At 44.4% G+C, this 14,606-nt stretch carries 14 protein-coding genes and 1 pseudogene; 14 read left to right on the plus strand and 1 reads right to left on the minus strand.

Features of this window, described 5'->3' with window-relative positions; all coding sequences use genetic code 11:
* Nucleotides 1-56: 56 nt before the first annotated feature.
* Nucleotides 57-233 carry a hypothetical protein gene (locus BM184_RS15280; protein WP_157080409.1) on the minus strand — a complete coding sequence of 59 codons (177 nt, stop codon included), beginning with the start codon at nucleotides 231-233 and terminating at the stop codon, nucleotides 57-59.
* Nucleotides 234-635: 402 nt separating this feature from the next.
* Between BM184_RS15280 and BM184_RS07470 the strand changes: the two genes are divergently transcribed.
* The 14 genes and pseudogenes from BM184_RS07470 to BM184_RS07540 all read left to right on the plus strand — a co-directional run bounded on the left by BM184_RS07470 (nucleotide 636) and on the right by BM184_RS07540 (nucleotide 14,511).
* A complete protein-coding gene (locus BM184_RS07470) occupies nucleotides 636-1,703 on the plus strand; it encodes an NERD domain-containing protein (protein ID WP_179195048.1) in 1,068 nt (355 codons plus the stop codon).
* 283 nt (nucleotides 1,704-1,986) lie between these two features.
* Nucleotides 1,987-2,439: pseudogene (locus BM184_RS15400) on the plus strand (nuclease-related domain-containing protein); the annotation flags it as partial.
* Between the two features lie 72 nt (nucleotides 2,440-2,511).
* Nucleotides 2,512-3,243 carry a plasmid pRiA4b ORF-3 family protein gene (locus BM184_RS07480; protein WP_086943091.1) on the plus strand — a complete coding sequence of 244 codons (732 nt, stop codon included), beginning with the start codon at nucleotides 2,512-2,514 and terminating at the stop codon, nucleotides 3,241-3,243.
* A 358-nt stretch (nucleotides 3,244-3,601) separates the two neighbouring features.
* Nucleotides 3,602-4,537 carry a macro domain-containing protein gene (locus BM184_RS07490; RefSeq protein ID WP_256213072.1) on the plus strand — a complete coding sequence of 312 codons (936 nt, stop codon included), beginning with the start codon at nucleotides 3,602-3,604 and terminating at the stop codon, nucleotides 4,535-4,537.
* The gene (locus BM184_RS07495; RefSeq protein ID WP_086942915.1) at nucleotides 4,534-5,538 is read left to right on the plus strand and encodes a DarT ssDNA thymidine ADP-ribosyltransferase family protein; all 1,005 of its coding nucleotides are present in this window, start codon (nucleotides 4,534-4,536) and stop codon (nucleotides 5,536-5,538) included. The genes BM184_RS07490 and BM184_RS07495 overlap by 4 nt, the downstream gene beginning before the upstream one ends.
* A gap of 367 nt (nucleotides 5,539-5,905) precedes the next feature.
* Nucleotides 5,906-6,652: a YecA family protein gene (locus BM184_RS15530; RefSeq protein WP_086942916.1), complete on the plus strand. Its 747-nt coding sequence runs from the start codon at nucleotides 5,906-5,908 to the stop codon at nucleotides 6,650-6,652.
* 338 nt (nucleotides 6,653-6,990) lie between these two features.
* The gene (locus BM184_RS07505) at nucleotides 6,991-7,692 is read left to right on the plus strand and encodes a type IV toxin-antitoxin system AbiEi family antitoxin domain-containing protein (RefSeq protein WP_086942917.1); all 702 of its coding nucleotides are present in this window, start codon (nucleotides 6,991-6,993) and stop codon (nucleotides 7,690-7,692) included.
* A 64-nt stretch (nucleotides 7,693-7,756) separates the two neighbouring features.
* The gene (locus tag BM184_RS07510; RefSeq protein ID WP_256213073.1) at nucleotides 7,757-8,620 is read left to right on the plus strand and encodes a nucleotidyl transferase AbiEii/AbiGii toxin family protein; all 864 of its coding nucleotides are present in this window, start codon (nucleotides 7,757-7,759) and stop codon (nucleotides 8,618-8,620) included.
* A 352-nt stretch (nucleotides 8,621-8,972) separates the two neighbouring features.
* Entirely contained in the window at nucleotides 8,973-9,689 is a 717-nt protein-coding gene (locus BM184_RS07515; RefSeq protein ID WP_177208587.1) for a nuclease-related domain-containing protein, read from the plus strand.
* Between the two features lie 89 nt (nucleotides 9,690-9,778).
* Nucleotides 9,779-10,135 (plus strand): type II toxin-antitoxin system RelE/ParE family toxin, encoded by a 357-nt coding sequence (locus tag BM184_RS07520; RefSeq protein ID WP_068562077.1) that lies wholly within the window; start codon nucleotides 9,779-9,781, stop codon nucleotides 10,133-10,135.
* Nucleotides 10,132-10,443: a helix-turn-helix transcriptional regulator gene (locus tag BM184_RS07525; RefSeq protein ID WP_068562078.1), complete on the plus strand. Its 312-nt coding sequence runs from the start codon at nucleotides 10,132-10,134 to the stop codon at nucleotides 10,441-10,443. Before BM184_RS07520 ends, BM184_RS07525 begins: the two co-directional genes overlap by 4 nt.
* A gap of 419 nt (nucleotides 10,444-10,862) precedes the next feature.
* Nucleotides 10,863-11,654: a nuclease-related domain-containing protein gene (locus tag BM184_RS07530; protein WP_143091126.1), complete on the plus strand. Its 792-nt coding sequence runs from the start codon at nucleotides 10,863-10,865 to the stop codon at nucleotides 11,652-11,654.
* A 650-nt stretch (nucleotides 11,655-12,304) separates the two neighbouring features.
* Entirely contained in the window at nucleotides 12,305-13,231 is a 927-nt protein-coding gene (locus BM184_RS07535; RefSeq protein ID WP_177208588.1) for a GGDEF domain-containing protein, read from the plus strand.
* Between the two features lie 380 nt (nucleotides 13,232-13,611).
* On the plus strand, nucleotides 13,612-14,511 hold the full coding sequence (locus BM184_RS07540; protein WP_086942922.1) for a nuclease-related domain-containing protein: 900 nt from the start codon (nucleotides 13,612-13,614) through the stop codon (nucleotides 14,509-14,511).
* Nucleotides 14,512-14,606 lie beyond the last annotated feature (95 nt).

Here is a 14,606-nt window from a genome sequence, read left to right on the forward strand (position 1 = left end):
GTTTTTCCGCAAACAAGGTAAATGTGCTTAACCTTGGTGTAATCAACAATCATCCGTCACAGCTCCTTCAACAAAGCGTACAGGATGTATTTTTCAATGCCTTGATATACTGAAACCGTTCGGTTTCGAACTGTATCCTTTATTTCAAAAGCAAGTTGTCGTTCGTGCGGTATTGGATCAAAATCAATTTGATTATCTAACTGAATAGGAACAATGTCCGGCTGTCTTTCCATTTGGGTACCTCCGTTATATATGATAACTGAAGTATAAATGGAAAAACTCCTCCCGAAAATCTACCTGATTATTTGGCGCTTACAATCAATATTAATGGAATCTTTTTTTATACCCCCAATATTGAAATAATCACTTTTAATCATAGTTTAATCTGATTGGGTATAGTAAAATTGAGGTTGAAATAATTGTTTGCATTAAGTTGAAAAGCATAATTGATCAGCCCTCTGTTCTGAAAAGTATTTCGTTTCATTCAGGATGAATTCTTGTTGCAGGACACGGGGCTTTTATATGGGAAAGTCAGCTGTCCCAGGTGGGTGCTTCGACAAATTTGCTCAGTACTGAGCGAGTTTTTTTTAAGTATCCAAATTATAAAATAACGCAAATGAGATAGGAGGGTTATGATGGGAGTTTTTGATTCATTCAAAGAATTGGTTACGCAAAAGCCGGTGGGTCTGAAGAAACCGGATTTTTATAAGGCGGACAGCGATGCGAAGAAGCAGCTGGAGCGGTTGCAGCAGCTTTACGCCACCGCGCCGGACAGGGTGAAGCCGCAGATTGAGCGCGATATGAAGCTGCTCGCGTACGGCATTGCCGGGGAGGAGAACGTCGCGTTCGAGCTGAACAACAGCTACCTGCCGATCATCGTCCTGCACGATCTGCGCCTCGAGCACGAGGGTCTGTCGGCTCAGATCGACTACCTCATCATCACCACGAAATTTTGCCTTATCGTCGAATGCAAAAACCTTTTCGGGAATCTTGAAGTCAATAGCCGTGGGGAATTTATCCGCGAACTAGAGTTTAATGGGAAGCGCAAAAAGGAAGGGATTTACAGTCCGATTACGCAGAATGTGCGGCACATGGAGATGATCAAGGCGCTGCGGCTGGGAAATAAACGGAATCCGCTGATGCGTGTTGCGCTCGATAAATCATTCGGCGAACTCCACAAATCCGTGATTGTGCTGGCTAATCCGAAAACCGTCATCAACCTGAAGCGAGCGCCGAAAAATGTGAAAAATCAGATCATCCGGAGCGACCAGCTGATTGACTACATTAAGCGGCTGCTGCGAGAAAGCAAGGATTTGGCATCGTCGGAAAAAGAGATGTACGAGATGGCGGATTTTTTTGTGGGGTTGCATAAGGAGAATCCGGTTGATTATACGGAGAGGTATTTGGTGGGCGATAGCGGTGAGGTGCGTGCTGAAGCGGTCGAAGTGCTGCCGAATCCGGTCGAAATCGACATCACCGAAACGCCGCTTTATCAAGCGCTCAAGCAGTACCGCTACGAAACAAGCAAAGCAGAGGGCATCAAGGCATATTATGTCTACAATAATCTCCAGCTGGAGGCGCTGATTGCGACAACGCCTGCGAATTTGGATGAGTTAAGGAAGGTTTCCGGTTTTGGGGATGTAAAGTGCGAGAAGTATGGGGAAGGGATTGTTGAGATAGTGAGAAGATATAGGAAAACTTGAAGTTATGGATGCATGTGGATAAATGAATAGATCGACTGCTGATTGAAGCCACATAAAATCGAGGTATGGTTAGGATGTATCTGGAATATACGGAATATCCCATCCCATTAGTATAGATTGTTTCTTTTTCCAAGCCAAAACGAGCTGGGGAAAGAACAGCCCAATTGGCAAAAGGCAATATGATAGAATAGATGTTCGGTTCAGTTTTCATTTTAAATTGGTAGATACGGATTTCGTGTTTTGACAAAAAGCAATTCATTTACTGGTAGAGGGGCTAACTGAAATGGAAATACTGATATTTATCATTTTTTTGGCGGCTTTAGTAATAAGGCCACCCCATCAAGGCCGTTTCAAATCATCCGGGTACAAAGAAGCGAGCGGGCATAGCTTGTTTGAGACGTTAACTGATCGCGGACGCAGCGGTGAATACTTGACCTATGTCTGTCTGGAGCAATTCGGCGAGGAACACAAATTGTTGACGAACGTCTACCTGCCCAAAGAGGATGGCACGACCACCGAAATCGATCTGATTATGGTTTCTGCGACAGGCATCTATGTTTTCGAATCGAAGAATTAAAGTGGTTGGATTTTTGGCGACGAGAAATCCAAATTCTGGACGCAATCGCTCAAAGGCGGGAAAAAGTTTCGTTTCTACAATCCCATCTGGCAAAACAAGAAGCACATCAGCGTTCTGCAGAAACACCTGAGTCTGGGCAGTGAGGTGTTCCGCTCCTACATCATTTTCAGTGAACGCTGCGATGAAATGGCGCAATTAGCGACTGTACTTGAGAAAGCGAGGAACTTAATTATGAAAGCATACATCATCAAAATCGAACTTTTGTATTCCAATCCCGTAATCTGGCGCAGGGTGATCATGCCCGCCGATGCGACATTCAGGCGCCTGCACGACGTCATCCAAACCGTGACCAATTTCCTGAGCGGAGGCCCTTATGGCGGCTACCATCTCTACGAATTTGACCTGTCGGCGGAAAACATTTCCGTCACGAATGACGAGGAAAGTTTTGAGGAGTATCAATATTACAAGCAAAATAAGAAACAGTATGAAGAACGACTAAGACTAGCGCCACTTGGATCATTTGAGCGGTCCGATCTGGAGCGCTTGATGAAAACCGTAGTGCGCCAACCATCCCGGATTAAAATCGATAACTATCTGGAAAAATACAAAGAAATCCGCTATTCGTACGATTTTGGCGACGGATGGGAGTTTCTGATCACGTTGGAACAGATTGTGGATGATTATCACTTTGGCTACCCGACATTGCTCGATGGTGCCGAATCGGCTCCGCCTGAAGATGTAGGTGGCTTGGGCGGTTTCGAGGAGTTCCTGAAAATCTACCGCGATCCATCACATCCCGAATATGCGGAAATGAAAGAATGGGCCGATTCACAAGAGTTCAGGGAATACGACCCCGACTGGATCAACAACTCACTGAAATACCTGAACTACAAGAAGACCGAGTGGGACCAAATCAACCACGATAACTATTTCATCATCGAAGACAAATACCGGAAGAATTGAACCATGAAAAGACCAGTGCGGCCGCACTGGTCTTTTTGCGCGGACCTACCTCCGATGAAGAGTGGCCTTGTCGAAGGTAAGATCTGCGCTAGGTACATCAACTCCGATGAGCGAATGCTGGCCGGAGCAGGTTGCGTGTTGGTTGGACGTACTCCGGCGAAGCCGCAGTGGTCGGAGGTGATGATTTTTATAAACGCTATTCTCCGGCGTGATTTCTTTTTTTAATGGAGAGGGACAAAAACTCGGATTTTGATGCTCTGAAATTCTCATTATCATAGATTGAATGCGGTGTCCGTATGTTATACTTTACTGGAGGTATGGGTAAAGTAAAGATAAAATGGGGGGATATAAGATGTTGATGTATGTCCAACAGGATATTTTCAAAAGTCCCGCGCAAGTGATTGTCAACACCGTTAACACAGTCGGGGTGATGGGAAAAGGTATTGCCAAACGTTACAAAGAAATCTATCCGGATATGTATAAACAATATCAAAAATTTTGTGAGCAGCATTTGCTGGATATCGGCAAACTTTGGATCTATAAATCCGATACAAAATGGATATTGAATTTCCCAACAAAAAAGCATTGGCGAAATCCATCCAAAATCGAGTATATCGAACAAGGTCTCAAGAAATTCGTGGAAACATATGAGGAAAAAGGTGTAATCTCCATTTCATTCCCGCAACTAGGCTGCGGAAATGGCGGTCTGGACTGGGAAAATGAAGTCAGACCTTTGATGGAGAAATACTTAAAAGACCTTCCGATTGATGTATTCGTGCATATTTACAGTGACAGGACTGCTGGTGCAGAACACATGAATGTTCAAGAAACAAAAAAATGGCTGCAAAGTAGCCCAAGTAACTTAAGTGCGGAGCAAGTATGGGATGATTTGGTGGATGCTGTTGAGGCTGATAACCAACTGGTCATAAATGATAGGCATTGGAAAATCACTTCAAAAAATATAGCCAGCAAAACAGACTTCAGTTACGATACAGACTCAGAACCCTATCTTCTAATAGCAAATGAAGGCAAGACGCATATTTTCTATCAAGCAGATTTATTCGAGTTGTGGATTAAATTGCGAGAGACCGAATTCATCAGGGACACGGATTTTCCTTCACATTTTAACCGTAGCGAGGAATTGCGCCTTGTGTTCAATCTGTTGGGGAAATTGGGTTATATTGAGATGGCTAAGGTCATCGATCCAAACGGGAAAGTCATCTTTGGGCTGACTGTCATAAACAGTGAACTACCCGAAACAGATTCTGCAAATCGAGAAGAGGTAACATTATGAGTGATTCTGTTACATCCTTTGGCGAAGTCATCAGTGAACTCCGAATGGCCAAATCGTTGGTTGGCTTGAACCGTGACAAGAAAAAAGTGTGGACCTCATTTTGCTTCCACTTTACCAATCTGAACAATGCGGTCTCGATTTTACAAAATGGGATGTTGGTATCCCGGAAAAAGGCATTGGAATCGGGCATAATGGAAAATGAAAATGCCAGCATCGATGTCATCAATCAGACGGACGAGGAATGGAAAAAATATGTTCGTCTCTACTTTAGGCCGAGAACACCTACCCAATACAATAATGAAGGATTCAGGAGCAAGTCTAATTTAGGATCTCTTCAGGCGCACTGCCCATTCCCAGTTTTCTTTCTTTTTGACTTAGAGGAAACTTTGCAGAAACCAAATTGTTATTTCACAAAAAATAGTCTCGCTAAAAGCGGAGAGCATGAATTGCTCCAGACACCTCAGCAATTCAGTGAGTTGCCATTTTCCAATATTTATCATGAGGGACCTTTTGAGAGTCATGAAAGAGATGAAATAGTCGCTTGCAGACATGCGGAAATCGTTGTTTTGGATGAACTGAAGTTGGATGAGGCATTAAAGTTTATTCTTGTCAGGAGCCAATCTGAAAAGAACACACTTTTGAGTTTGTTGGGACCCACAGAAACAGAAATGTATGCAGATAAAGTTAAGGTTGATAATAAGCAGATTGTGTTTTTCTCGCTTTGGACATACGTCAGCAAATCAGAGCTATCAAGTGATAAAGTCATTTTGACATTCAATAATGGGTTAGGGGACAAGACTTTCAATCTGAAAATCAAAATGACTGACCCTCAATCCGGATTAACCAACGAAGTAGTTTTTTCTGATTATAATTGTAATGGACCTTTTAAGGGGAAAATAGGAACGCCATTAATGGAATACAGAATAGAAGTATACCTTGATGATAATTTGGCATATGCTGATTGCTATAATGGTCATGAAGAAAGCGACCTGCCGTTCTAAACAGAACTAAATCAAGTTGGCTAACTCTGAGTAAAATTAAATGAATTGTTAACTGAGAAAGCAGCAGGCGATTTACCAACTTAGGTGAACATCAGCTGTTTTTTTATTTTTCCAAAAGCATTGCGCAAACTCCGGTGAGGGGATGCTGGCCGGAGCAGGCTGTATTGCGGGTGGCTGTACTTCGGCGAAGCCGCCGTGGTCGGAGGTGATAGTCTTTTTGGATGTTTTCCTCCGGCAAGGAACCCCTTAACCGGAGGAAAATAAATAAAGCCCACTATTTTTCAGGTTATTCTGTATTCCTCATGTTTCTCTATAGTAAAATGGATGGGAGAAGGAATGCAAAATTAAACCCGAGCGGAGTGAAAGCATGAATCAATTGACGGAATATATCATCGCTTTGAGCAATTTGTATGGCATGATCCAGAAGGATATTTTGGTGGAAATTTACAATACCCAAAACGAGGAGCCAATCAGCTTGGGGGAAGTGGAGGCGTACCTCGAGAATCCGCCGGCGGAACTGAAAAAGGGGTATACTTATCCCCACAAGGATTATTTCGTTCACGAAACGATTCTGGAGTTTGATGAGTTTGAATCGATGCTGGAGAAAAAGGGGGATAAGCCTTTTTATGTTCCGGCGAAAGAGGAACTTTTGCGCTATACGGATGATTTTTACTTTGAGAAGACGAAGCAATATAAGGTGTTTTATGATTATGTGAGAAAAAATTTGTTTGGCGGTGATGGGGTCAAGGCCCAGGAGCTTTGCGAGGAAATCCGTGATGCTTTCGAGTTGGATTTGGGCATGTCATCTGTGTCTAAGGCGTTGGAGCGTGCGGATGTCGTGTTCGATAATGAGCAACAAGTCAATGAAATGATGCGCCTGATGATGGACATGTCGAATCATATTCGCCGTTGGGAACATAACGGCAATACGCCCCAGGAGATTTTCGAGGAGTTCGAAAAGCCGCACTTGCGTCCATTGCCGAAAAAACCGTACCGCGCGAGCGCTTCGAATGTGGTCCCTTTTGAGAAAAAAGTGAAAATCGGCCGCAACGATCCGTGCCCATGCGGCAGCGGGAAGAAGTATAAGAATTGCTGCATGAATAAGGTGGAATAAAAAAGAAGAATCATTTGATCATATAGCCCGCGCAACTCCGACAAGAGCATCCTTACCGTAGTTGCACGGGCTTGTTTGTATTGTTCTCCGGCGAGCGAATGCTGGCCGGAGGAGGAAGCGCGGCAGTTGGCTGTACTCCGGCGAAGCCGCGGTGGTCGAAGGTGATGATTTTTTTGGGTTATTTCCTCCGGCGAGAGGATCTTAACCGGAAGAAATTGCTGCTCCGCTAAGGTTTTCTCCCCATAAAAAAACAAGGGTTTTGTCAAGATAAAATCAAAAAAACTTGACAAATACTACCGTTCTGAGTACGATTTGGGTAGTAAAAGAGGTGAGCAGTGATGAGTTTTACAAGTACAATTGTTGACAGTGTGAAAAGATATCCCGAACTGAAGATCATCGATGCACGTCAAATCTACAAAGAGAAATTCAGCGAAATTCCGGAGCAAGCCTTTTATCAGGCAGTTTCACGTATGGCAAAGGCTGGGGAAATTGAAAGATTAACGAAAGGAATTTATTGTAGACCAAAATCAGGGAGATTCGGGAAAATTCTTTCGAGTGAGAAGGACATTCTGGAGCACTATCTTGGCAAGAATGAAAAAAAAGGAATCATCATCGGTTATCGTATGTATACTATGTACGGATTGACAACTCAACTTTCCAAAGACATTCAAATGTACTCAAATATACCTCTCGAGGAAAAAAGACAAATCAGAAATGTTTCAGTGAAAAAAGCGGACCTCAAATTTGATTCATCGACAAAAAGCATGATAGAACTGCTTGAAGTTTTGCAGCACCACAAAGAGATTGAAGATCTTAATTACAAAAATTTACGGAAATTTCTGAGTGCTGCTTCAGAACATTATGATGAAAAAAAGCTGGAGAACATTCTCGGCGAAATCGGTTATAAAAAAAGCACGATCGCTTCTTTGAAAAATGTTCTGGATCACTTTGATGTGACCAATACTGTCGGAAAGTATTTAAAAGGAACCTCGAAATACGATGCATTGGATGTGAAAAAAATCTATGAAACTGCACCATAATCAATAGGATTTTGAAGAACTGCTTGAGTTGACGGCTCAAAGGAGACACATTCCTTCCGATGCGGTGAGGAAAGATTATTTCATCACGTTGCTACTGAAGAATCTTTCGGATAGTGAATTCGTTGACAGTATTGTGTTCAAAGGCGGTACTTCTCTGAGTAAATGTTACCCTGGTTCAATTGAGCGTTTTTCAGAAGACATCGATTTGACATATATACCCGAAGCTGGCCTCTCAACAAAACAGATCAATAAGGCGTTAAAAGCCGCTGAAAAGGTGATAATCGGGCGTGGGAAGTCTGAGCTCGTCATCGATGAAAGAAACGATCGGAACAAGAGTAGCTATGTCTGGTTCACAGATGAGTTTCGAAATCTTGAACGGATAAAATTGGAAATCGGATCGAGCGTCAGACCGCACCCATACGAAAGGAAAACGATGAAGTCCTCTATTCAAGAATTTTTGGAGAGTATCGGTGAAACGGATGCGATCGCTGAATATGAACTGAGGGAAGTCACGGTAAACGTCTTGGACGTGGAAAGAACATTCATTGACAAAGTAATGTCGGTAAAACGCCATGCCTTATCAGGAACATTATCAAGCAAGGTGAGGCATATTTATGATGTTGTCCGGTTATATCAATTGCCGGAAATCCAACAGTTCTTACAAAATAAAATAGCGTTGAAATCTATTGTAAGAATAACGAAAGAAACTGATGCGGCTTATTTAGAGAAACGAAAAATTTCTGATCAGTTTGATCCAACCGCAGCATACGATTTTCAATCTTGGAAAGAACATTTTTCCAAGGATACCAGAAAAAGTTATGAATTGCTGCACACCTCGTTGCTATACTCGGACACAATGCAGAATTGGGATGAAGCCTTGGCATTTTTTGAACAAATTGGAGAACTGCTCCAAGAAATCGGAGAGTAGTATATTGCGCTGAAAAGACCGATGGGACACTCCCATCGGTCTTTTTAGTATGACCACCAAGCGAAATCCTTACTGGAAAGGCGCAGTCCTCTCTTCCGTATAGCTCAACTCCGGGGAGCGAATGTTGGCCGAAGGTGACTGAATTGCGGGTGGCTGTACTCCGGCGAAGCCGCGGTGGTCGGAGGTAATAAGCTTTATTGAGATTCTCCTCCGGCGGAAGGACCGTTCACCGGAGGAGCGAGCGCAATTTAAATCTTACTGAAACAGCAATCAATTTCTGGTGAGTCGCGTATATTATCTTCGAATGCTTAAACGCCTCTCTCATACTCACCGATTAAAGGAGCTGCTGAATTTGGAAATAATACTGATTTTTCTTCTGGTTGTTGGTTTGTGTAAGGAATTTAGTGGAGCCCCGACGAAGCAGAAGAAACATAAGCGATACAACCGATACCAAAGGACCGCGTACAACGCTGCAAGCGGCAATAGCGTCTTCGATACGCTGTTTGATGATGGAAAATACGGTGAATTCCTGATCTATTCCTGTTTGGAGGACTTGGGCGATGCGCACAAATTGTTGACGAATATTTATATGCCCAAGGTAAATGGGACGACCACTGAAATCGACTTGATCATGATTTCGGCAACCGGCATCTATGTTTTCGAGTCGAAGAATTTCAGCGGCTGGATTTTCGGGGATGAGAACAGCAAGTACTGGAAACAGATTTTCCGAGGCGGCCGGCACTATCAATTCTACAATCCCATTTGGCAGAACAAGAAGCATATCAGCGTTCTGAAGCAGCATCTTGGTCTGGGCGACGAGGTTTTTCGTTCTTATATCGTTTTCAGTGAGCGGTGCGCCCTCAAGAAAATGTCTGTTTATTCGCCGGAAGTGAAGGTGATGAACCAGGATGTGCTGGCTTGCGAAATTGCAGAGGACATGATGCAGCGGCCAGAATTTTTCACGCCTTTGGAAATAGAACAGATCTACAATGAATTGAGTCGATACACCCAAGCTGATGACGAAACGAAACAGGCGCATATCGATGCGATTAAGCGCAGAAATCCGTGAGGGGGATATCTGTTCATATATAATCATGAAATGAATAATTGTAGCGTACTCGCTACAGTTTGTTGTATAATAACATAAAGAGGTGCCGAATGGTTAAACCTGAATTTGATTGGGGAGAAGAATTTGAAACGTTTCTAAACTCACTGAGTACTAAAGAAGAAGCGCAGTTCAGAGCACTGATAGATCGAGTCGAAAATACAGATTTGCAGGATTCCATCAGAAAAGAACGAGTTAAGAAGTTGGATGATGATATTTATGAACTTCGATCCCAAACAAATGATCATTGGTTGAGAGGCTGTTATTTTCAAATACAAGGCACCGAATATTATATCACGCATGGTTTCAGCAAAAAGACAAATAGAACTCCCACCAGAGAAATTCGCAGAGCGAAAGCTGTCAAAAAAGCATACTGGTCAGCCAGAATCAAAAGGAGGAATGACAAATGAGCAAGAACAGTGAAGTGATTAAGCGACGCAAGTCCGAAAGCCCCGAATTCAAACAGGCGTTTGAAGATGAACAAGCAAAATTGGATTTTGCAGATCTGTTATTCGAATTGAGAGAACAAACGGGATTGAACCAAACTGCATTCGCCAAGAAGGTAAACAAATCACGCTCGACCATTGCGCGGATCGAAAGCGCTAGAATGGAACCATCATTTTCCATGCTCGAAGACATAGCGCAGGCTTTGGGGAAACGCATCGAAATCAGTTTTGTAGATGCAAATCAACGAGTAGAAGAGAAATTAGTCAGATAGTCGCTAAAATACTATATTGAAAAGACCGATGGGACGATTATTCCATCGGTCTTTTCAGCATGCTCAAGAAACGAGATCCCTCATGGAAAAGTGTAGGGGCGTTCCTCCTACGAGAGGAGCGCTCCACGGAAGATAGTCTCGCGTCGGGCAGCCTACCTCCGACGAGCGAATGCTGGCCGGAGGTGATGCATTGCGGGTGGCCGTACTCCGGCGAAGCCGCCGTGGTCGGAGGTGATGATTTTTTTGATCTCCTCCTCCGGCAGAGAACCTTCTCACCGGAGGAAAACCCTCCCCGGCACCCCAATCAAGCAGGTAGCCGAAATTCCATGAATAAAGTTGTAGTCTAACTTCCGATAATATAGTAAAATCGATTTAGCGTGAGGCCGTTCATCGGAATCCTCTGTTTGGATAATCCGAAAATGATAGCGGTAACAATTCTCGGGTGGGTCGAAACTTTACGCAGCGCTGGCCGTCGGGAAGTCCGGCCAGTTTTCGCGGCTGACAAAACCATTCTGAAGGAGAGCACCGATTTGGAGACCCTCTTATTTTTTATCATTCTCGTTTTTCTTATCGCGGCGAGGCCGAATCACATCCGCTTCGTCAAGTCGGACAACGGTTCCGCGAGCGGGCACAGTCTTGCCGGGGCGCTGCTGGACAAGGGTACGAGCGGCGAGTTCATGATTTATAGTCACTTGGAAAAATTGGGCGAGCCGAATCGGCTGTTGCCTCATCTTCATTTGCCGAAGAGCGATGGGACCACGATTGAAATTGATCTCGTGATGATTGCGCGGACCGGTATTTATGTGTTCGAGTCGAAGAATTTCAGCGGCTGCATTTTCGGCGACGAAGACAGTCGTTATTGGACCCAGACGATGAAACGTGGTCCAAAGCATCAGTTTTACAACCCCATTTGGGAAAATGAGAGCAGCATCTCGTCGTTGAAACGTCAGTTGGCGCTCGAGGCCGATGCGTTCAAATCTTATGTCGTTTTCAGCGATCGCTGCACTCTGAAGAAAATGTACGTCCAGTCGGGCCCCGTCAAAGTCGTGAATCGCCACCTGATTGTGCGCGAAATCATCAAGGACATGGCCGAGCTGCCCGACATTTTCACGCCACTTGAAATCAAACAAATCTATTCCGAACTGGCGCTGTATACGCTTACAGCTGCTGCGATCGGGCAAGCGCGGATCGAAACTGTGCGGTTGGAATGAAGGAATGAATGTTAAGAGCTAGTAAACCTCCGGATTCCGGGGGTTTTTGTGTTGGTTGGGCGCATGAGTCTGTTGTGTGGACGGTCGCCAGCTCCGATGAGCGAATGCTGGCCGGAGGAGGCTGCGTGTCGGGCGGCTGTCCTTCGGCGAAGCCGCGGTGGTCGGAGGTTATCGTCTTTTAGGCGTCTGTCCTCCGGCGAGGAAGCCCCTGCTCGGAGGAAACCGGCACCTCTGAAGCCTTGAAAATATGAAAATACAATATATTGGTGTAAAATATCACTCATCACGTTTGTATTAAATACAAAATTGTATTTTTTTGATTTGTAAAAGTTTCCATCAATTTATAATGATATGTGTACAAACTAAAGTAGGTTATAATGAATTAGTTAATGCTGAGTACGGATCAAATATTTATATTCATTAAGGGCGTATGCTGACGCATCAGGATACAGATTCTAGCATGAGCAGTCCAATCAAAATTTAAAACGAGTTGATTCTACTGGGCATAGGTATATAAGGAGTTTACAATGGTTAGTCTACTGGCAAATATAGGGATCTTGTTTCTGGCTGTTTATTTCTGTTTGAAAAGCGGAAGATTAGGAGCGAATCACGATCATACAACAAAATCTGGCCTTATCGGATGCATTTTAATGGAAGTGCTGTTAGGCACGATTTTATTGAGTTTTTCCACGGTTATCTTGGGGATCAGATATGATTTCAGGGTGCTATTGTTTTGTTTTTCCGCAAAGCATATGGATTGGAGAATAACCAGTTCGAGCATTTTTTTGCTGGGGATCATCAGATTTTTTTGGGGGAACAGTGAGGCTGCCCAGGTAAACCTGATCGTCAGCATAATATTGGCCATCACCTTGCCGATGATAGTGAAGCTTATTCGGGACAGAATGAACGATTTGGCGCAACTGCTGGTCTTGGTCACCATTGCGCTTATTCCTTCCATCGTCTTTACCAAGCACATGATAATGGATAAAGGGCTTGTGCTGTTGATCAGTATTATTCTGATCGCTTTGAATTATGGCGCGGTTTTTGTGATGCATTACTTCATTTCGGATCTGTACGGTCTGATTGCCTCGGCCAGCACAGACCACTTGACGGCGCTCAAGAATGTGCGGCTATTTAACAGTGATCTGATAGAAATGGAGCGGAGAAAGCATCCGGTCACGTTGGCGGTGATCGATATTGATCATTTCAAAAATTACAATGATTGTTATGGACATGACAGCGGTGACGGCATCCTGAAGCAGCTGGCAGCTATGTTCAACGAACTGGCGACCCCGTATACCACTTTCTATAGAATCGGCGGGGAAGAATTCGGGGTGATCGCCGATTACTTTAGTCCAAGTGAAGCTGAGGCGTTCCTGCATAATCTGAAAAGTACCGTCGCCCACAGAAATTTCGCTGCACAAGCCGGCGAAACGATCAACCTCACCATCTCGGTGGGAGTTGCCCACAGCCAGAAGGGTGAAACTTTGAAAAATACACTCAAGCGGGCCGACATGGCGCTGTATCAAGCAAAAGAAACCGGCAGAAACAAAGTGATGGTATCCGCCCGGGCATAAAAAAGAGCATCTGCAAATCTGTTAGCATAGCTATATTTTAGAATAAAAAGCCGATCCCTGATGAGACGATACTCATTGGGGATTTTTTGTGCGTTTAATTAGTAATGTATCAGGGCGTCAGCTCCGATGAGGCAGGTGCCCGCCGAAGAAGAGGACTGCGCCGGATAGCTCAACTCCAATGAGCGAATGTTGGCCGGAGGAGGGTGCTTGGTGGGGCGACTGAACTACGGCGAAGCCGCGGAGTTCGGAGGTGATTGTCTTTTTGGATGTTTTCCACCGGCGGGAAGATCACTTATCGGAAGTCACCGAAAAAGAAATAAACGCAAAAGCGGATGGACTGCAGAGATTATTGGTGACAACAATTTGAGGAGGATCAGATTATGGCATACAAAGAACGCACGAAACCGCGCTTGCTCTGCATTTATGAAGCGTTGGCCAAGCGCATGAAATTGAGTCCGGATGACCATTATTATTTGTTGCATATGGACGGAGGCTTCGGAGGGGAACTCGGTCTTGATGTGCACACGGATGCGCTCGACTCGAGCTGTTTGGTATTGAACGATCTTCAATTGAGGCACAACCGCTGCTCATTTCAGATAGACACGTTGGTGATTTGCCCCGATAAGCTATTGCTGTGCGAGGCAAAAAATTATAAAGGCGTCCATACTTGGGGGCAGTTGACATTCAGGAAACCAAGCGGTGCCACTCTGGAAAACCCGTCTATCCAGCTGCGAAGGACCCAGGCAAGATTGACTGTATTGCTTACCGATTTGAAGATCGAAATGCCGATCGAAGCCTATGTTGTATACACCAATCCTGAATTCACTTTGCTGGGGGCGCAGGAAAATGCGGATTATTTGCTCCCTAGTCAAATTCCAGATTATTTTCAGAAATTGCAGGTGAGAGGTGAGATCGGTCCAGAACAACAACGCTTGGCGGATACGCTGATTCGAATGCATAATCCGCGCTACTTTGCGGAGGAGTTGCCGACAATCGAATACAGAAAATTGCGAAAAGATTTGTTTTGCCTTGCTTGCGGATCAGCGGTGCGACACGATGGCATCAAGTCAGTCTATTGTCCGGTTTGCCAAAAAAGGGAGCGGACGACAAAAACGATTGTGCACAATATCGAGGAATTCCGGCTGCTGTTTCCGAGTGAAAAAGTGACAACACCGCGGATGGCCGATTGGTGCGGCATGGAAAACAAAGATCGCGTCTATCGGGTGCTCTGCAACAGCTATCGGGCTGTCGGAAAAGGTCACGGGCGCCATTATGTGTGAATAGCTGAAAATTGTTAAAGGCAAGAACTCCGACGAGCGTTGGCTTCGTCGGAGTTCTTGCCTTTTTGTGATTGGTGGTTTCGATCAGATGGATG

This window comes from Trichococcus pasteurii, from assembly GCF_900112935.1.
In the GTDB taxonomy this organism is placed as follows: domain Bacteria; phylum Bacillota; class Bacilli; order Lactobacillales; family Aerococcaceae; genus Trichococcus; species Trichococcus pasteurii.